Origin of the sequence: Turicibacter sp. TJ11 (assembly GCF_021497505.1) — a bacterium.
GTDB lineage: Bacteria > Bacillota_I > Bacilli_A > MOL361 > Turicibacteraceae > Turicibacter.
In genome coordinates this window covers 2,240,102-2,257,825 of sequence record NZ_CP069349.1, presented here as the reverse complement: position 1 = coordinate 2,257,825, position 17,724 = coordinate 2,240,102, and the positions used below count along the sequence as shown (strand labels likewise).

The window sequence follows — 17,724 nt, the reverse complement described above, 5'->3', positions numbered from 1 at the left end:
ATAAATAGGTAAGTTATTCACGAGAGCTACATATCATTAACAAAACCACCAATAAACGGAATTCGTTTACTTGGTGGCTGAATAGTTACTATTTTATAATAAATTATTTAGGCTTATCTAATGACTTCCTATTAACATATATTTTATAATAATAGATAGAAATCTTATCATATAAAGAAATGAGGACAACATGACAGATCACAGATTTCCAAACTTAAATGGTTATTATATTAACTTTCAGTTATTAACGCAAAAGTTAAAAGAAATAGCAACTGAAAAAGGGATGACTCAAAGTGAATTAGCAGCGGGCATTACCCCACGCGATCATTTAAATAAAATCTTAAATGGAAAACGAAATCCGAGTTTAATTCTTCTTTATCAACTATGTAATAAACTTCATGTCGATATTAAATTACTCATTGAACAGTGTTATTATCATAACTATGAACAAACCACTCACTATATTCATGAAATGAAAAAATGCACAACGACTGGAGATTATACGAAGCTCGAAGAATTAGTTAAAGAATGTGAATGTTTAACAGACTTTCAATTTGGAATAGGCAAGCAATTTCACATCTATCAAAAAGGAGTCATTCAACTTAAAAAATACAATAATCCTAAAAAAGCGTTAGAGTTGATTGAAGAATCATTAAAAACCTTTTTAATCACTGATGAAAACGGGATTGAATGCACACATATTTTTACTATCGAAGAAGTGGGAATTAACACTGATAAAGCCATCTGTCTGTTTCAGTTAGATCGAAAAAAAGAGGCTTTTGAACTCCTACATTCAACAATTGATAATCGTCTTGCCAATTATGAAAGTATCGAAACCTATCATATTTTACGTGCCCATTTTTATCTATCACAATTTTATCTTCAAGAAAAACAATACAATAAAAGCATTGAAATAGCATCTAAAGGAATTAATCTGGCACATTGTAAATTTGTCTATATTTATTTAGGGGATCTCACGGCAACAAAAGGAACTGCACTTTATCATCTTGGTGATGAAAAGGAAGCATTCTTACACTTCAAACGTACCTATGAAATTTACACCCTTCTTGGTTCTGATCGACTTATTCAACAGCTAGATAGCTATTTAACTCGTTTAGGAGTTGATATTGATTCAATTAAACAGGACATTAGTTCATTTACAAAATAAAAAAACATCTTTAAAAAGAAAGATGTTTTTTTATTCCCCTGTTTTATAAGATAAGTCATCCCGAATAACCTTATCTCAATTAAATTATAACTTTTTTTGAAAAAAACAAAAGTGCGCAATTGCACACTTTTTTATAATTTAACATCAAAGCCTTGATCTTCAATACACTCAATCATTAACAATTCGTTAGTAAAAGCTTCATCATATTCTACCTCTACTAACTTTGCTTTTAAATCAACCTTTACTTCTTTGACACCAACAATCGATGTAACTGCATCATGAATAGAACTGACACAATGATGACAACTCATTCCATTAACTTTTAAAATAACTGTTTTCATTTCAACTCCTCCTTACTTTAAGCTCTTAGTGACTTCTCTGTATGAAAAGTTTGTGTTTCATTTTCTTCTGCCTTATTTAATTGACGAACAGAATGAAAGAAAACAATCCCAGTAATAATCGAAGCTAATCCATCCGCTACAGGACCTGCTAACCAGACTCCCATTAATCCTAAACCACCGATACGCGGTAAAATAATTAAACACGGAATTAATAAAATAACTTGTCGTAATAAACTTAAAAACATGGAGATTTTCGCTTTACCGATTGATTGAAAATAATTTGAGCTAATCGATTGAAAACCTAATGCTGGTAACATAAATAAAAAGATACGTAACCCCGTTTTAGCTATTTCTAGAAGTGACTGATTGGCACCGAATACACCAATCAATAATTGCGGTGCAAATTGGATTAAAACCCATCCAACTGAAACAATCATTGTCGCTACGATAACTAGAATTTTCATCGCTTCTTTAACACGATGATATTGTTTAGCACCGTAGTTATAGCCGATAACAGGCTGCGACCCTTGGTTCAAACCAAATATGGGCATCATAAAAATCATTGAAATACTACTAATAATCGTCATCGCACCAATTGCTAAATCTCCTCCGTAAATTTTTAATGAATTATTAGCTAAAACCTGTACGATACTTTGAGCAAGCTGCATCGCAAACGGACTCATTCCAATTGAAAAAATACTAATCACAATTGATTTTTTAAGTTTCATCGTTTGACGTGTAATTTTAATCGACCCTTTACCTTTTGTAAAATAATATAAAATCCAAGTCATTGAGGCCATTTGAGAAATAACTGTAGCAATCGCCCCCCCACGTACACCTAGTCCTAATAAAAAAATAAAAATAGGATCTAAAATAATATTGGTTCCCGCTCCAATTAGCATTGAGAACATCGCGATTTTAGGATTTCCATCACTACGAATAGAGTGATTTAATCCGAAGCTTAACATATTAAAAATCGTTCCTAAGAAAATAATTTGCATATATTGTGCCGCATAAATTTCCGTTTCAGGGCTAGCACCAAATAATCTTAAAATTGGATTCATAAAAGTTAAGCCCATAACTGTAATAATAACACTTGTTATTAAAATTAAGACAAAGGCATTTCCAAGATGGTGTTCTGCTTCCTCTCTCTTATGCTCTCCAAGCTTTAATGAAATACGAGCACTGGTTCCAACACCGATTAACATTCCAAACGCCATAATAATCGTCATAATGGGCATTGTAATTCCTACACCTGTTAATGCCAATCCTCCTATATCTGGAATATTACCAATATACATTCGATCGACGATATTATATAACGTATTAACAACCATCCCAATAATAGCTGGCACTGAAAATTGAATTAATAACTTTGAAATTTTTTCTTCTCCTAAAAGCTTTTGCCGATTCATTAACTATAATCCCCCTTCTATACAAGTATTTGCAACGACTCTGTTATCAAATACTCATCAAATTCATTATCTATTTCTCATTTCTTAACTGATCAACGACATGAAGCGCGTTATCTAGCATTGTATCTAAACACTTTGAGAAATAATTCTGCTCTTCTTCTGTTAATCCTTCAATCAAGCTATCTGTAATCTCTCCTAAAGTAGATACAATAATCGGCATCATTTCATGCCCTTTTGTTGTTAAAAAAAGTTGATTGTATCGGCGATCCCCTTCATCGCATTGACGATAAATATAACCACTGTCTTCTAGTTTCTTTAAAGCCTTTGCTGTTGTCGCCTTATCAATTTTTACTAAATGAGTTAAATCCTTTTGATTGATTCCTTCATGTCTAGCAATGTTAATTAAAAAGATATGCTGCCCACTCCCAAGTCCATAAGGCCTTAATTTATGATTAATAATCATCTGACGATATCGATATAAAATAGACATTGTTTTTCCAATTACCTCGTTCATGAAATCACCACTCATTATTAAACAAATTAATAACCATATATTACCATATATAGGGTGTATTGGCAACTATACGAGGTAAAATAAAAACACTCTCAATATTGAGAGTGTTTTTATTTTATTCTACTGTTACTGATTTAGCTAAGTTACGTGGTTTATCAATATCGAATCCACGTTGTAAAGCTGCATAATATGAAATTAATTGTGTTGGAACAACCGTCACTAATGGTGTTAATAACGGATGAACATCATCAATCACAATTTGATCCGTCTCAGAACTTAACGAACGTAATGAAATAATCACAGCATTCGCTCCGCGAGCTTTTACTTCTTTTACATTTGAACGTGTATTTAAATTAACTGATTCTTGAGAAACAATTGCAATAACTGGTGTTCCTTTTTCAATTAAAGCGATCGTTCCGTGCTTTAATTCACCAGCTGCAAATCCTTCTGTTTGAATATAAGAAATCTCTTTTAATTTTAAAGCAGCTTCTAATGCCACATAATAGTCCACATGACGACCAATATAAAAGCAATTACGTTCAGTTAAATAATCTTTTGCAATTCTTTCATATTGCTCTTTATCATCTGTAATACTTTCCATGACATTAGCCACAATCGCTAATTCACGAGATAAATCTAAGTCTGTGTTACCCGCTACTTTTGCCGCTAAAACAGCTTGAACTGCCACTTGTGCTGTATATGCTTTTGTTGAAGCAACGGCAATTTCAGGTCCTGCGTATAATAATAACGTGTGATCTGCTTCACGAGACAACGTTGATCCTGGAACATTTGTAATCGTTAATGATGGATAACCTAATTGCTTAATTTTTACTAAAACCGCACGGCTATCTGCTGTCTCTCCTGATTGAGAAATAAAGATGAATAATGGTTTTTTGCTAATGACTGGTGTATTGTAAACAAATTCTGATGAAATATGAACTTCTGTTGGAATTCCTGCTAATTGCTCAAATAATTGTTTTCCAACAAATCCAGCATGCATACTTGTTCCCGCTGCAATAATGTATAAACGATCAGCGTCTTTAACCGCATTAACGATTTCTGGATTGATTTTAATTTGTCCATCTTCAAAATATTGCTCAACGATACGACGAATAACATAAGGTTGTTCCTCAATTTCTTTTAACATATAGTGAGGATATGTTCCTTTTTCAATATCAGAAGCATCTAATTCTGCCGTGAATGGATCGCGCTTAATCGTTACACCTAATAAATTGTGAATCGTTACGCCTTCACGTGTTAACTTAATAAACTCTTCATCTTCGATTTCAACAAATTGATTCGTACATTGTAACATAGCCATTGCGTCTGAACCAATCATATTAAATCCTTCACCTAATCCAATTAACATCGGTGATTTGTTTTTAGCCGCATATAACACGTCTGGATTATTGACATCAATGACACCTAACGCATAAGATCCATGTAATAAACTCATTACGTGACGAATCGCTAATTCAACATCTTCTTTTTCTAATACAAAGTGCTCAATTAACGCAGCAATGACTTCTGTATCTGTATCTGAAATAAAATTATAATTTGGTAAAAACTCTTGGCGTAATTCTAATTCGTTTTCGATTACTCCATTGTGAACAATCGTAAAACGTCCCGTACTTGATTGATGAGGATGTGAGTTACGTTGATTAGGTGCACCATGAGTCGCCCAACGTGTATGTCCAATTCCTACTGTTGATGAAACTGTTTCATCAACCACTGTACGTAAGTGAGCAATACGCCCTTTATCTTTAAAAATATGAACTCCTGCTTCATTAACGACAGCAATTCCTGCTGAATCATATCCACGATATTCTAACTTTTCTAATCCGTTTAATAAAATATCTTTAACATCTTGCTGACCAATATATCCAACAATTCCACACATAAGTGTCACAACTCCTTTTTTATTATCATCCATTTAATAGAGCTGCTTTCTTATTTACCTTTTTCTCCAATTTTGTCATAAGAGTTACCTCTTAGTTTTGTTTGGAGACTACGACTGAGGTATACAGCCGGAAGGCATCCGCCGAAAGATCGATTAACCTTCACCTCGTCAGCTGTTACTAACTTAACAGCTCTGGCGCTTATCATTGAATAGAAAACTCTCTCTACCCTTGCTATCCTCCTTCCCCATCTAGAAAGCAACAAATACATTATATCATATGCTAATTATATTGAAATGATATTTTTATCATATATTGGAGGAAAAAGTCTTTATTTATTTTCCTATGAAAAAAGAGGTGAAATTCACCTCTTTTTATTATTTTAATTCCTGTTCAACAACGTTTAAAATACGATTTACGTATTGTTCACATAACTCTTCTGTTTTAGCCTCTACCATTACACGAACTAATGGCTCAGTTCCTGAAGGACGAACTAACACACGTCCTTCTCCGTTCATTTCACCTTCAACTTCTTTAATGACTTCTAAAATACGTTCATTAGTCATCATCGCCTGCTTATCTTCCACACGAAGATTTTTTAATAACTGTGGATACTTAGGCATTTCCTTTGCTAAGTCAGCTAATGATTGTTCCTTTTCAACAATGATTTTAGCTAACTGAACGGCGCTTAACATTCCATCTCCAGTTGTTCCATAGTCTAAGAAAATTAAGTGCCCTGATTGTTCTCCACCAAAGTTGTAATCATTTTTTAACATCTCTTCTAATACGTAACGATCACCAACTTTAGTTTGAACACTTTGTAAGCCATTCGCTTCAATCGCATTATAAAACCCTAAGTTACTCATAACTGTTGAAACAACAGTTCCTTGTTTTAATAATCCTTTTTCATTTAAATAACGTCCGACAATGAACATAATATAATCCCCATCAATCACTGTTCCAGTATGATCAACAGCAATTAAGCGATCGCAATCACCATCAAAAGCAAATCCTAAGTCAGCTTCATGTTTAACAACTTCTTTTGCTAATGCTTCTGGATGTGTTGATCCACAGTCATGATTAATATTAATTCCATCAGGATTTGATGAGACAGTAATAATATCTGCATCTAAATCAGCAAACAATTGAGGAGCTAAAGCTGAACTTGCACCATTTGCACAATCTAAAACAATCTTTAATCCTGTTAACTTATGACCGACAGTTCCCTTAATAAAATTTACATACTTTTGTGATCCCATTTGGAAATCTTCAACACGTCCAATTTCTCCTGCGATTGGGCGAGGTAATTCATCTTCCGTATCAATTAAAGCTTCAATTTCTTCTTCTTCTCGATCACTTAATTTATAACCACTATGACTAAAGATTTTAATTCCATTATCCTGAACTGGATTATGAGAAGCCGAAATCATGATTCCTGCATCTACATCTAAATTTTTTGTTAAATAAGCGACACCTGGTGTTGTAATCACCCCAAGAGTTAATACATCAGCTCCTGACGAGATTAAACCAGCAATTAAGGCACTTTCTAATAGTTCTCCTGAAATACGAGTATCGCGCCCAATTAAAACTTTAGGTCGTGTATTTTTAGACTTTAAATGATGCCCTAAAATACGTCCTAATTTTAAAGTAAACTCTGGAGTTAGTTCAGTATTAGCAACTCCTCTAATTCCATCTGTTCCAAAGTATTTTCCCATATATACTAACCTCACTTTTATTTTGTAATAATTACATTTACTTTTGATTGACTTGGCTGAATAATCACACCTGTAATAGCTTCCACTGCAACAGGAACTTCGTATTCTCCTGCCTTATATCCAAATAAATCAATCGATACTTTAACATCATCATTAGAAATAGAATCCAATATTGTCATCGATCCTTTTAATGTTACATTCATCATTGAGTCAACTAAATCTTTTACTTTAACTCGATAACTATCATCTAAATTTTTAAAATCAACAGCAACATTTTCTAAGACTTTTGTTTGTGTTTGTTCAAATATCACTTTTACTTTAACTGTGTCTGTATCCATCTTATGAACATTCTCTGGCTTTTCTAATTTTACAATAAGTTCATTATTATCGTCTAGTTGATATAAATCAACTTGAATTTGTAATTTTTCGTAATCTTCTAGGGCATTTGTTTCTCCATATAATTTAACCTCAGATGGTGTTAGTACAACACTTTCTACACTATATCCATCAGGAGCATTTCCTGTCACCACCGCTTCAATTGGAACAACTTTACTTGGAGTTGTGACTTGTACACTAGCAGTTAATTTATCTGGTTTAATTTCCACATCTAATTTATTTCCTAGTTTATCGTAGGCAAACACAGGAGCCTCATAATCAGAGAGTTTTGATAAATCAGAAACATCAATAATTGCTTTCACACTTGCAACCTGATCAACCGTTGTTTGAGGACCTTTAATTTTAACAGTGTCTAGTGCTAATTGTGGTTCACTCAACACATACATGTCATCAATTTGATCTAAATTAACAAAGTCAGCCTGAACCTGCTTATCAATTTCTGTTAAAGGCATAATCGTAACAACAATTGTACTAGGATCAATCTTAACATCTAACTTACTACCTAGTTTACTATACTCTAAATTGACCTTATGTGTCCCTGGCGGTAAATCTCTTAAGTCAGCAAATATTTCAAAATTAGCTTTTGTTTTAGCAATATCCACTTGGCTTTTATCACCTACTAAAGTGATATCTACCGTGTCAGGAAGTCCCTCAACGACGGTACGTTCCTTATCATAATAAGATACTAGTGGATAACTATTAATGTCTACAGAATATCTCTCTTTCATTGTAAAAGAATATCGAACATTTAATGCAAATCCGATTGCCACAATTAATGCTAGAATTTTCATTAATCGTTCATTTCGAAGAAAACTTTCGTATACGTGATCTAATTTCTGAAATTTAAAAACTCCTAAAAGCATACTCGGAGTCGTTAAGAACTTCCAAATATTTTTCAAAAAACTTGAAATCTTTTGAAAAAATTTTTCTGTATCTTTAATCGTTTCAACAGCAATTTGTTTTGCTACTTCGCCTGAATCTTTCGTTTCGTTTCGTTCATTAGTCTCAAATCTTTTACTTTTTTTCATACGACACCACCTTCATCATCCGTTATCCATTTAACCAAGGTACTGCTTTAAATCATTCTTAAAAGCATCAATACGATCATAAACTTTCAATTCACCTTTATAGGCAATTGAATAACGTCCAGTCTCTTCGGAAACTACCAATGTCACACTATCAGAAATCTCACTAATTCCAATAGCTGCACGATGTCGTGTTCCAAAAGATTTATTAATATCTTCCCGTCTAGTTGATGGAAGGTAGGCACCCGCACAATAAAGTTTTTCTTCACGAATCATAATGGCTCCATCATGTAATGGAGTTGTTGGAACAAATATAGTTGTTAATAACTCCTGTGAAATTTCCCCATCAATAATTGTCGATGGTGTAATAAATTCATCTAGTTTAACCCCTCGCTCAATAACAATTAAAGCTCCAATACGTCGTTTAGCAAGGAATTCAACTGAATTAGCTAAAATACTAATCACATCATGTTCTACAAATTTATTTTGTTCACGATTTAAAGTACTATTACGTCCAATTTGCTCAAGCCCACTACGAATTTCTGGTTGAAAAATAATAATAATGGCCAGTAATCCCCAATCAATAATATTTCCAATCAAAGAATTCAAAGTGTACAAATCAAAAATTTGGCTTACTAAATCAATGATATAAATCAAGATAACACCTTTTAAAATTTGAACGGCACGAACATTTGACTTAATCAGTTTTAAAATATAGTAAATAATTAACCAAACAAAATAAATATCTAAACCTACTAATAGCAGATCAAAAAACTTAAAGCTATCTACTGAGTTAATCACTGTATTAATCAAAGTGCTGGCCTCCTTTTGAACATAAATATTATATCATAACTAAAAAAAATATAAATAAACATAGGTAAAATTAAGCAATTATAACATAATATTTTCCATAAGATTTGAATTTGCTAAGATTTATTATATTTATAGATTTCCAACTCAAAAATAAAACATTATAAACATCATTAGTATATGTTAGACCTTTCATTATATCATTGTATTTTTTAATTATTATTCATCAATAGGCTTTTAATATTAAAAAAGTCATAATTAAATGCACAAAATTACATTATCTATCCAAGTATTACTGTAATGTATTAGCTAGGAATGATCATTCGTATTTTTATCTAAAAAATAAAAAAAACCATAGAAGATAAACTCTTCTATGGTTTGAAAAATTATACTAACTCGATAACAACCATATCAGCTGCATCCCCACGACGAGGACCAACTTTTAAGATACGAGTATATCCACCATTACGCTCAGCGTAACGAGGTGCGATGTCAGAGAATAATTTTTGAACAGCTGTTGCTCCAGTTTCATCGTTAGCAACTTCTGCACGTACGTATGCAGCTGCTTGACGACGAGCGTGTAAGTCTCCACGTTTACCTAAAGTAATTAATTTCTCAACTACTGAACGTAATTCTTTTGCACGAGCTTCAGTTGTTACAATGCGTTCGTTGATGATTAAATCTGTTGATAAATCACGTAACATTGCTTTACGTTGATGACTAAGACGTCCTAATTTTCTGTAAGCCACTTAAAATTCCTCCTTCCATGTGAAAATGGAATTATAAATATATATATAAATTATTTAGTGCAACCTAAGCTTAATCCTAATTCGTCAAGTTTATCCTTAACTTCTTTTAATGATTTTTTACCTAAGTTACGAACTTTCATCATATCTTCTTCAGAATGACGAGCTAATTCTTCAACTGTATTGATTCCAGCACGACGTAAACAGTTGTAAGAACGAACAGATAAATCTAACTCTTCGATTGGCATTTCTAATACCTTGTTTTTCTCTTCATCTTCACGTTCAACAATAAATGATGCAAGTTGTCCTGCTTCATTTAAGTTAACAAGAATACTGAAGTGTTCAACTAAGATTTTTGATGCTAAAGAGATAGCTTCTTGTGGATTAACACTTCCGTTTGTCCAAACTTCTAATGTTAACTTATCATATGATGCATCTTGACCCACACGAGTTTTTTCAACATCATATGATACGCGAGTTACTGGTGTGTAGATAGAGTCGATCGCGATCTCTCCTGCACTCTCAAGTAATTTTTTATTATCGTCTGCTCCTACATATCCATTACCACGACGAGCTTTCATTGTCATTCGTAAACGACCTGTAGCTGATAAAGTAGCAATGTGTAAGTCAGGGTTGATAATTTCTACTTGTTCGTCACATTCGATATCTGCAGCTGTAACTGCACCTTCTCTAGCCACATCAATACGTAATTCCTTAACTTCCTCTGAATCAATAGATAAAATTAAGTTTTTTAAATTTAAAATAATTTGTGTTACATCTTCAACTACACCATCGATAGATGTGAATTCGTGTTGAACTCCCTCTATTGAGATAGATGTTACTGCAGCTCCAGGAAGAGATGATAGTAATACTCGACGTAAGGAATTCCCTAACGTAGTACCATATCCACGTTTTAGAGGCTCAATAACAAATTTCCCATAGAATTCATCTTTGATGTATTCTTCAACTTCAATTCTTGGTTTTTCGATTTCTAACATCGATTTCCCTCCTCAGGATCGCTTAATAGTAGGGTACTACTTTCAAATAACTTCCTGATTAACCACGTGGGTGTTTTGGTGGACGGCATCCGTTATGAGGAACTGGAGTAACGTCTTTGATAGCTGTTACATCTAATCCTGCAGCTTGTAAAGCACGAATAGCTGCTTCACGACCAGGACCAGGACCTTTAACTGATACGTCTACACTTTTCATTCCGTGATCCATTGCAGCTTTAGCAGCAGCTTCTGATGCCATTTGAGCAGCGAATGGAGTTGATTTACGAGATCCTTTGAATCCTAATGCACCTGCACTTGACCATGAGATTGCATTACCATGAGGATCAGTAATCGTAACAATTGTATTATTGAAAGTCGAGTGGATATGTGCTACACCTGTAGCAATATTCTTTTTAACACGACGTTTACGACTAACTTGTTTACGTGCCATATGATGACCCTCCTAACTATTTTTTCTTATTAGCAACTGTTTTACGTGGACCTTTACGAGTACGGGCATTGTTTTTAGTGTTTTGTCCGCGTACTGGTAAACTTCTACGATGACGGATTCCACGGAATGAAGCGATCTCCATTAAACGTTTGATGTTTAATGAAACTTCACGACGTAAGTCTCCTTCTACTTTTAATTTATCTACTTCTGCACGGATACGGTTTAACTCATCTTCAGTTAAATCACGTACACGTGTATCTTCTGATACACCAGCAGCTGCTAAGATTTGTTGAGCTGTTGGTTTACCAATACCATAGATATATGTTAATGAAATTACAACGCGTTTATCGCGAGGAATATCTACACCAGCAATACGTGCCATACATTGCACCTCCTAAAGCTTATCCTTGTTTTTGTTTATGTTTTGGATTTTCACAAATTACCATTACTTTTCCTTTACGGCGAATAACTTTACATTTATCGCAGATAGGTTTTACAGATGGTCTTACTTTCATGAATAAAAACCTCCTCATTTTTCAGTATATCGGAGTCTATTTGTGACGATATGTAATGCGCCCACGTGTTAAATCATAAGGAGATAATTCTACTGTTACTTTATCACCTGGTAAAATACGAATGAAGTTCATACGGATTTTACCAGAAACGTGAGCAATTAATTGATGACCATTTTCTAATTCTACTTTAAACATAGCGTTTGGCAAATTATCGATAACGGTAGCTTCTACTTCAATAACGTCTTGCTTAGCCATTGATTATGCCTCCTTATCTTTATAACTTAGTTAATATTTCATATCCATCGTCAGTAATGACAACAGTATGTTCGAAATGAGCACAGAGACCTTTATCACGAGTAACTACAGTCCAATTATCAGCTAAAGTACGAACGTATCTTTCACCATAATTAACCATAGGCTCAATTGCTAAAGTCATTCCTGTTTTCAATCTTGGTCCTCGTCCAGGAGGTCCATAGTGTGGAATTGAAGGATCTTCATGTAGATCTTGACCGACACCATGCCCAGCGTACTCACGGACAATCGAGAAGTTATGAGATTCTACATATACTTGAATAGCATGTGAGATATCTGATAAACGATTTCCCGCTTTAGCTTGTTCTAAACCGACAAATAATGATTGCTTCGTAACATCAAGTAATCTTTGAGCTTCATCAGAAATTTTACCAACTGGATAAGTCCAAGCTGAATCTCCGTGATATCCATTATATTTCGCACCTATATCAATAGAGATAATATCTCCATCTTTTAAAACACGATTTCCTGGAATACCATGAACAAGTTCATCGTTTACTGATGCACATATACTTGCAGGGAATCCATGATAACCTTTAAAAGAAGGTATTGCGCCTTGACTACGAATTACATCTTCTACAATTTGATCTAATTGTTTCGTTGTAACACCAGGTTTAATGTGCTTTTGTACCTCTTGATGAGCTAAAGCAACAATACGCCCAGCTTCTCGCATAATTTCAACTTCGCGCGGAGTCTTACAAATAATCATTATTTATTGCCTCCAAGTACATCTTGGATTTCTGCAAATACAAGATCAATTGATTGCTGACCATTAATATTAACAAGATTTCCGGCTAAAGAGTAATAATCTAATAAAGGTTTAGTCTGACTAACGTAAACATCTAAGCGATTACCAACCGTTTCTTCATTATCATCTTTACGTTGATATAATTCTCCACCACACTTGTCACAAACACCAGCTACAGCAGGTGGATTGAAGACCATGTGATAAGTTGCCCCACATGAACGACAAATACGACGTCCTGTTAAGCGCTCTTTAAGAATGTCTAAATCAACATCAATATTAATTACATAATCAATCTTTGAATCAAGAGAAGTCAGTATTTCATCTAAGGCTTTTGCCTGATCTACTGTTCGTGGAAAACCATCTAACAGGAATCCCGACTTGCAATCTGATTCAGACAAGCGATCCTTTACAATACCAATTGTAACATGGTCAGGTACTAATGCACCTTGATCCATGTAACGCTTAGCTTCCATACCTAATTCAGTTTGGTCTTTTATCGCTTTCCTAAACATGTCCCCAGTTGAGATATGTGGAATTTGATATTTTTCAATAATTTTTTCAGCCTGAGTACCTTTTCCAGCACCCGGAGGCCCCATAAATACGATTTTCATCATATCACCTCAATTATTTGATGAATCCTCTATATTTTTGATCCATTGTTTTTGTTTGGATTTGCTTAGCAGTTTCCATCGCTACACCTACAACAATTAATAAGCTTGTACCACCAATTTCAACACTACTTGGTAAATCAGTGATTGCGCCAAATAAAATTGGTAAGCCCGCAATGACTACTAAATAAATAGCTCCAATAAAAGTGATACGAGATAAAACTTTTGATAAATACTCTTCAGTATCTACACCTGGTCTTACGCCCGGAATGTATGATCCTTGTTTTTTAAGGTTTTCTGCTACTTTTTCTGGACTTACTTGTACAAAAGCATAGAAGTAAGTGAAAGCAACGATTAATACAACATATAAAATAAACCCAATTGGTTGTGAGTAATCAAAGATAGCTTTAATTACATTAGTTACACTTGATTCAGGTAGAAAATTTACTACTGTTAACGGTAAGCTTACAAGTGAAGCAGCAAAGATTACAGGAATTACTCCAGCTGAATTCAGCTTTAATGGAATAAATGAATCCTTACGTCCCGATAACTGAGCAGAATTATGTCTATTTGCATATTGAATTGGTAACTTTCTAGTTGCGCTCTGTAAGAATATAACAGCAATAATTGTCAGAGCTAATAATGCTAACACTGAAATAAATGCTAACACATTAGATACTGTTATATTTACCAAGTATTTCGTGTATAAATCGTTTAGCATATATGGAACACGAGATAAAATACCTGCTACGATAATCATTGATGTACCATTACCAATTCCCTTGCTAGTAATTTGATCAGCAAGGAAAATCATAACAGCTGTACCTGCTGTCATAGTTAATGCAATGTATAAATAAGTAACTATTGAATGACTTTCTAATAAAACACCATTCATTGAGATGTCAAATCCGATTGACATTGCAATAGCTTGAACAAATGCAAGAACTAAAGTGACATAACGAGTTAATTGGTTTAACTTACGTTTACCAGTTTCACCTTCTTTTGCCCATTCAGACAAAATTGGTACGACATCCATCTGAAGCAATTGGATAACAATTGATGCAGTAATATAAGGAGAGATAGACATCGCAAACAATGAAAATCGTTTCAATGCCCCTCCACTTAATGTATCAAAGAATCCTAGCATCGGAGTTTGTGCATATGCTTCTAAAACAGATGTGTTGATGGTTGGCACAGGAATGTAAGATCCAATACGATAGACAACAAAGATCATCAGCGTAAATAGGATCTTCTTACGTAAATCAGCGTTCTTCCATACTTTACTGAAAGTAGCCATTATACCACCTCGATTGATCCACCTTGAGCTGCAATTTGTTCTTCTGCTGTTTTTGAGAATTTAGCTGCTTTAACAGTTAATTTCTTTTCTAGTTGTCCTTGTCCTAAAACTTTAAGCCCAGAGTGTAATTTTTTAATTACTCCAGTTTCTAATAAAAGTTCTGCAGTAACAACTGTTCCATCTTCGAATTTATTTAATTGATCTAAATTAACGATAGCGTATTCTTTACGGTTGATGTTAGTAAATCCACGTTTTGGTAAACGACGGAATAAAGGAGTTTGACCACCTTCGAATCCTAAACGAACTCCACCACCAGAACGTGCGTTTTGTCCTTTGTGTCCTTTACCTGCAGTTTTACCTTGACCTGAACCGTGTCCACGTCCGATACGTTTTCTATCTTTACGAGACCCTTCAGTATATGTTAACTCATGTAATTTCACCGAAAGTCACCTCCTTTGATTATTTCTCTTCTACAGTCACTAAATGAGATACTTTATTAATCATACCGCGAACAGCTACATTGTCAGCTTTAACAACTGTTTGATTTAATTTTTTTAAACCTAAAGCTTGAACTGTTGCACGTTGAGATTCATTTTGACCGATTACACTACGTGTTAAAGTAATGTGTAATTCTTTAGCCATTGGAGTTCCCTCCTTATCCTAAGATTTCTTCAACAGTTTTCCCACGTAATTCAGCTACGCGTTCAACTGTTTTTAAATTTTCTAAACCATTGATTGTTGCACGAACCATGTTAATTGGTGTGTTTGATCCTAAAGATTTTGATAAGATATCTTGTACTCCAGCTAACTCTAATACGGCACGTACTGGTCCACCTGCGATAACTCCTGTCCCGGCAGAAGCAGGTTTTAATAATACGTTACCTGAACCGAATTCTCCAATGATTTGGTGAGGAATTGTAGTTCCAACTGTAGGTACATAGATTAAGTTCTTTTTAGCACTTTCAACTGCTTTTTTGATTGCTTCAGGTACCTCTTGAGCTTTACCAGTACCGAAACCAACGTGACCATTTTTGTCACCGACAACAACTAATGCAGCAAAACGGAAACGACGTCCACCTTTTACTACCTTCGTTACACGATTAATAGTAACAACACGTTCTTCAAGTGTTAAGTTACTAGGGTCAATGATTTGACGCATCTTTGTCCCTCCTTCTTTAATTAGAATTGTAATCCATTTTCACGAGCTGCTTCAGCTAATGCTGCAACGCGTCCATGATAGATATATCCTCCACGGTCGAAAACAACTGCTGTGATATTTTTTTCTAAAGCACGTTTAGCAACTGCTGCTCCTACTGCTTTAGCTGCTTCAACGTTACCTGTAGAAGCGATGTTTAAGTCTTTATCTAAAGTTGATGCACTAACTAATGTAGTACCAGTTACATCGTCAATGATTTGCGCATAAATGTGTTTGCTAGAGCGGAATACATTTAAGCGTGGGCGCTCTGCAGTTCCTGTAACTTTAGCACGTACACGATAATGTCTTTGTTTACGTAACTCATTACGTGATACTTTCTTAATCATTCAGGCCACCCCTTTCGAATTATTTTTTAGCTTTTTTACCTTCTTTACGACGAACATGTTCACCTTTGTAACGGATTCCTTTTCCTTTGTATGGTTCAGGAGCACGTACAGCGCGAATGTTAGCAGCGAATTCTCCAACTACTTGTTTGTCGATCCCTTTTACTACTACAGTAGTATTGTTAGGTACTTCGATAGTTACACCAGCTGGTGCATCCATCTCAACTGGGTGAGAATATCCAGCGTTTAATACAAGTTTTTCTCCTTGTTTTTGTGCACGGTATCCAACCCCGATAATTTCTAACTCACGAGTGAATCCTTCAGATACACCAACAACCATGTTATTTAATAATGCACGTGTTGTTCCGTGTAACATTTTGTTTTCCTTGTTATCGTTAGGACGAACTACAGTTAATTCGTTTCCTTCAACTGTAATTTGCATATTTGAATTAAATGTACGAGAAAGTTCCCCTTTAGGTCCCTTCACAGTAACTAAGTTATTTTCAGCAACAATCACTTCAACACCAGAAGGTAATGCTACTGGTTTATTACCAATACGAGACATTTATGTGACACCTCCTGTCCTTTTTTATTACCAAACGTAAGCTAATACTTCTCCACCAACTTGTTGTTGACGAGCTTCTTTATCAGCCATGATTCCTTTAGAAGTAGATAAGATAGCGATACCTAATCCATTTAATACTTTAGGAACTTCTGTATTTTTAACGTATACACGTAAACCTGGTTTAGAGATACGTTTTAAACCTGTGATAACACGTTCGTTGTTTTTACCGTATTTTAAAGCAACACGTAAAACACCTTGTTTGTTATCTTCAATATATTCTACATCGCGAATGAAACCTTCACGTTTTAATAATTCTAATACTTCACGTTTCATTTTAGAAGCTGGCATTTCAACCACTTCATGACGCATTTGGTTTGCGTTACGAATACGTGTTAACATATCTGCAATAGGATCTGTCATTACCATTTATTTTTCCTCCTTCCCGTTTAAAGAGAATTAAGTTTATTACCAGCTTGCTTTTTTAACACCTGGGATTTGTCCTTTATATGCTAATTCACGGAAGCAAATACGGCATAATTTGAATTTGCGTAAGACAGAGTGTGGACGACCACAACGCTCGCAACGTGTATATTCACGAACTGCGAATTTTTGTTTACGCTGTTGTTTAATAATCATAGATTTTTTAGCCATGAGTGACGCCTCCTT

Annotated in this window: 24 protein-coding genes; 1 reads left to right on the top strand and 23 read right to left on the bottom strand. The window is 34.5% G+C overall.

All coding sequences use genetic code 11. The features are described 5' to 3' along the window. Positions 1-190: 190 nt before the first annotated feature. Entirely contained in the window at positions 191-1,168 is a 978-nt protein-coding gene (locus tag JRC48_RS10845; RefSeq protein WP_235069518.1) for a helix-turn-helix domain-containing protein, read from the top strand. A gap of 131 nt (positions 1,169-1,299) precedes the next feature. Here JRC48_RS10845 and JRC48_RS10840 read toward each other — a convergent pair whose 3' ends face one another. The 23 genes from JRC48_RS10840 to JRC48_RS10730 form a co-directional block, all read right to left on the bottom strand. Further along, positions 1,300-1,509 carry a copper ion binding protein gene (locus tag JRC48_RS10840; RefSeq protein ID WP_235069517.1) on the bottom strand — a complete coding sequence of 70 codons (210 nt, stop codon included), beginning with the start codon at positions 1,507-1,509 and terminating at the stop codon, positions 1,300-1,302. Between the two features lie 17 nt (positions 1,510-1,526). Next, the gene (locus JRC48_RS10835) at positions 1,527-2,924 is read right to left on the bottom strand and encodes an MATE family efflux transporter (protein ID WP_235069516.1); all 1,398 of its coding nucleotides are present in this window, start codon (positions 2,922-2,924) and stop codon (positions 1,527-1,529) included. Positions 2,925-2,994: 70 nt separating this feature from the next. Beyond that, a complete protein-coding gene (locus JRC48_RS10830) occupies positions 2,995-3,438 on the bottom strand; it encodes a MarR family winged helix-turn-helix transcriptional regulator (protein WP_235069515.1) in 444 nt (147 codons plus the stop codon). A 115-nt stretch (positions 3,439-3,553) separates the two neighbouring features. Then, positions 3,554-5,371, bottom strand: coding sequence for a glutamine--fructose-6-phosphate transaminase (isomerizing) (gene glmS, locus JRC48_RS10825; RefSeq protein ID WP_235069514.1), 1,818 nt, complete (start codon positions 5,369-5,371; stop codon positions 3,554-3,556). A gap of 342 nt (positions 5,372-5,713) precedes the next feature. After that, positions 5,714-7,051 carry a phosphoglucosamine mutase gene (gene glmM, locus JRC48_RS10820; RefSeq protein ID WP_235069513.1) on the bottom strand — a complete coding sequence of 446 codons (1,338 nt, stop codon included), beginning with the start codon at positions 7,049-7,051 and terminating at the stop codon, positions 5,714-5,716. 17 nt (positions 7,052-7,068) lie between these two features. After that, positions 7,069-8,475 (bottom strand): YbbR-like domain-containing protein, encoded by a 1,407-nt coding sequence (locus JRC48_RS10815; protein ID WP_235069512.1) that lies wholly within the window; start codon positions 8,473-8,475, stop codon positions 7,069-7,071. Positions 8,476-8,505: 30 nt separating this feature from the next. After that, a complete protein-coding gene (gene cdaA / locus JRC48_RS10810; RefSeq protein WP_235069511.1) occupies positions 8,506-9,285 on the bottom strand; it encodes a diadenylate cyclase CdaA in 780 nt (259 codons plus the stop codon). 383 nt (positions 9,286-9,668) lie between these two features. Then, positions 9,669-10,031 (bottom strand): 50S ribosomal protein L17, encoded by a 363-nt coding sequence (gene rplQ / locus JRC48_RS10805; protein ID WP_055242982.1) that lies wholly within the window; start codon positions 10,029-10,031, stop codon positions 9,669-9,671. A 50-nt stretch (positions 10,032-10,081) separates the two neighbouring features. Next, on the bottom strand, positions 10,082-11,026 hold the full coding sequence (locus JRC48_RS10800; RefSeq protein ID WP_055242984.1) for a DNA-directed RNA polymerase subunit alpha: 945 nt from the start codon (positions 11,024-11,026) through the stop codon (positions 10,082-10,084). A 58-nt stretch (positions 11,027-11,084) separates the two neighbouring features. Beyond that, positions 11,085-11,474, bottom strand: a complete 390-nt coding sequence (gene rpsK, locus JRC48_RS10795) for a 30S ribosomal protein S11 (protein ID WP_055242986.1) — start codon at positions 11,472-11,474, stop codon at positions 11,085-11,087. A 16-nt stretch (positions 11,475-11,490) separates the two neighbouring features. Then, positions 11,491-11,856: a 30S ribosomal protein S13 gene (rpsM, locus tag JRC48_RS10790; protein WP_055242988.1), complete on the bottom strand. Its 366-nt coding sequence runs from the start codon at positions 11,854-11,856 to the stop codon at positions 11,491-11,493. A 19-nt stretch (positions 11,857-11,875) separates the two neighbouring features. Next, complete coding sequence (gene rpmJ / locus JRC48_RS10785) at positions 11,876-11,989, bottom strand: 50S ribosomal protein L36 (RefSeq protein WP_006784454.1); 114 nt, start codon at positions 11,987-11,989, stop codon at positions 11,876-11,878. 36 nt (positions 11,990-12,025) lie between these two features. Then, a complete protein-coding gene (gene infA / locus JRC48_RS10780; protein ID WP_006784453.1) occupies positions 12,026-12,244 on the bottom strand; it encodes a translation initiation factor IF-1 in 219 nt (72 codons plus the stop codon). Positions 12,245-12,263: 19 nt separating this feature from the next. Further along, entirely contained in the window at positions 12,264-13,010 is a 747-nt protein-coding gene (gene map / locus JRC48_RS10775; RefSeq protein WP_235069510.1) for a type I methionyl aminopeptidase, read from the bottom strand. Further along, on the bottom strand, positions 13,010-13,660 hold the full coding sequence (locus JRC48_RS10770; RefSeq protein WP_235069509.1) for an adenylate kinase: 651 nt from the start codon (positions 13,658-13,660) through the stop codon (positions 13,010-13,012). Before JRC48_RS10770 ends, map begins: the two co-directional genes overlap by 1 nt. 13 nt (positions 13,661-13,673) lie before the next feature. Next, positions 13,674-14,954 carry a preprotein translocase subunit SecY gene (gene secY, locus JRC48_RS10765; protein WP_235069508.1) on the bottom strand — a complete coding sequence of 427 codons (1,281 nt, stop codon included), beginning with the start codon at positions 14,952-14,954 and terminating at the stop codon, positions 13,674-13,676. After that, complete coding sequence (rplO, locus tag JRC48_RS10760; protein WP_055242995.1) at positions 14,954-15,394, bottom strand: 50S ribosomal protein L15; 441 nt, start codon at positions 15,392-15,394, stop codon at positions 14,954-14,956. Before rplO ends, secY begins: the two co-directional genes overlap by 1 nt. A 19-nt stretch (positions 15,395-15,413) precedes the next feature. Next, on the bottom strand, positions 15,414-15,596 hold the full coding sequence (rpmD, locus tag JRC48_RS10755) for a 50S ribosomal protein L30 (protein WP_235069507.1): 183 nt from the start codon (positions 15,594-15,596) through the stop codon (positions 15,414-15,416). A 13-nt stretch (positions 15,597-15,609) separates the two neighbouring features. After that, positions 15,610-16,113, bottom strand: a complete 504-nt coding sequence (gene rpsE, locus JRC48_RS10750; RefSeq protein ID WP_161831746.1) for a 30S ribosomal protein S5 — start codon at positions 16,111-16,113, stop codon at positions 15,610-15,612. Positions 16,114-16,133: 20 nt separating this feature from the next. Then, entirely contained in the window at positions 16,134-16,496 is a 363-nt protein-coding gene (gene rplR / locus JRC48_RS10745) for a 50S ribosomal protein L18 (RefSeq protein ID WP_212724568.1), read from the bottom strand. Positions 16,497-16,515: 19 nt separating this feature from the next. After that, positions 16,516-17,058: a 50S ribosomal protein L6 gene (gene rplF / locus JRC48_RS10740; RefSeq protein WP_235069506.1), complete on the bottom strand. Its 543-nt coding sequence runs from the start codon at positions 17,056-17,058 to the stop codon at positions 16,516-16,518. A 27-nt stretch (positions 17,059-17,085) separates the two neighbouring features. Continuing rightward, entirely contained in the window at positions 17,086-17,484 is a 399-nt protein-coding gene (gene rpsH / locus JRC48_RS10735; RefSeq protein WP_055243004.1) for a 30S ribosomal protein S8, read from the bottom strand. Between the two features lie 39 nt (positions 17,485-17,523). Then, positions 17,524-17,709, bottom strand: coding sequence for a type Z 30S ribosomal protein S14 (locus tag JRC48_RS10730; RefSeq protein ID WP_055243006.1), 186 nt, complete (start codon positions 17,707-17,709; stop codon positions 17,524-17,526). Positions 17,710-17,724 lie beyond the last annotated feature (15 nt).

Coding starts and splice junctions, on each gene's coding strand:
- JRC48_RS10845 (WP_235069518.1), top strand. CDS start 191: ATGACAGATCACAGATTTCCAAACTTAAATGGTTATTATATTAACTTT.
- JRC48_RS10840 (WP_235069517.1), bottom strand. CDS start 1,509: ATGAAAACAGTTATTTTAAAAGTTAATGGAATGAGTTGTCATCATTGT.
- JRC48_RS10835 (WP_235069516.1), bottom strand. CDS start 2,924: ATGAATCGGCAAAAGCTTTTAGGAGAAGAAAAAATTTCAAAGTTATTA.
- JRC48_RS10830 (WP_235069515.1), bottom strand. CDS start 3,438: ATGAACGAGGTAATTGGAAAAACAATGTCTATTTTATATCGATATCGT.
- glmS (WP_235069514.1), bottom strand. CDS start 5,371: ATGGATGATAATAAAAAAGGAGTTGTGACACTTATGTGTGGAATTGTT.
- glmM (WP_235069513.1), bottom strand. CDS start 7,051: ATGGGAAAATACTTTGGAACAGATGGAATTAGAGGAGTTGCTAATACT.
- JRC48_RS10815 (WP_235069512.1), bottom strand. CDS start 8,475: ATGAAAAAAAGTAAAAGATTTGAGACTAATGAACGAAACGAAACGAAA.
- JRC48_RS10800 (WP_055242984.1), bottom strand. CDS start 11,026: ATGTTAGAAATCGAAAAACCAAGAATTGAAGTTGAAGAATACATCAAA.
- rpsK (WP_055242986.1), bottom strand. CDS start 11,474: ATGGCACGTAAACAAGTTAGTCGTAAACGTCGTGTTAAAAAGAATATT.
- rpsM (WP_055242988.1), bottom strand. CDS start 11,856: ATGGCACGTATTGCTGGTGTAGATATTCCTCGCGATAAACGCGTTGTA.
- rpmJ (WP_006784454.1), bottom strand. CDS start 11,989: ATGAAAGTAAGACCATCTGTAAAACCTATCTGCGATAAATGTAAAGTT.
- infA (WP_006784453.1), bottom strand. CDS start 12,244: ATGGCTAAGCAAGACGTTATTGAAGTAGAAGCTACCGTTATCGATAAT.
- map (WP_235069510.1), bottom strand. CDS start 13,010: ATGATTATTTGTAAGACTCCGCGCGAAGTTGAAATTATGCGAGAAGCT.
- JRC48_RS10770 (WP_235069509.1), bottom strand. CDS start 13,660: ATGAAAATCGTATTTATGGGGCCTCCGGGTGCTGGAAAAGGTACTCAG.
- secY (WP_235069508.1), bottom strand. CDS start 14,954: ATGGCTACTTTCAGTAAAGTATGGAAGAACGCTGATTTACGTAAGAAG.
- rpmD (WP_235069507.1), bottom strand. CDS start 15,596: ATGGCTAAAGAATTACACATTACTTTAACACGTAGTGTAATCGGTCAA.
- rpsE (WP_161831746.1), bottom strand. CDS start 16,113: ATGCGTCAAATCATTGACCCTAGTAACTTAACACTTGAAGAACGTGTT.
- rplR (WP_212724568.1), bottom strand. CDS start 16,496: ATGATTAAGAAAGTATCACGTAATGAGTTACGTAAACAAAGACATTAT.
- rplF (WP_235069506.1), bottom strand. CDS start 17,058: ATGTCTCGTATTGGTAATAAACCAGTAGCATTACCTTCTGGTGTTGAA.
- rpsH (WP_055243004.1), bottom strand. CDS start 17,484: ATGGTAATGACAGATCCTATTGCAGATATGTTAACACGTATTCGTAAC.
- JRC48_RS10730 (WP_055243006.1), bottom strand. CDS start 17,709: ATGGCTAAAAAATCTATGATTATTAAACAACAGCGTAAACAAAAATTC.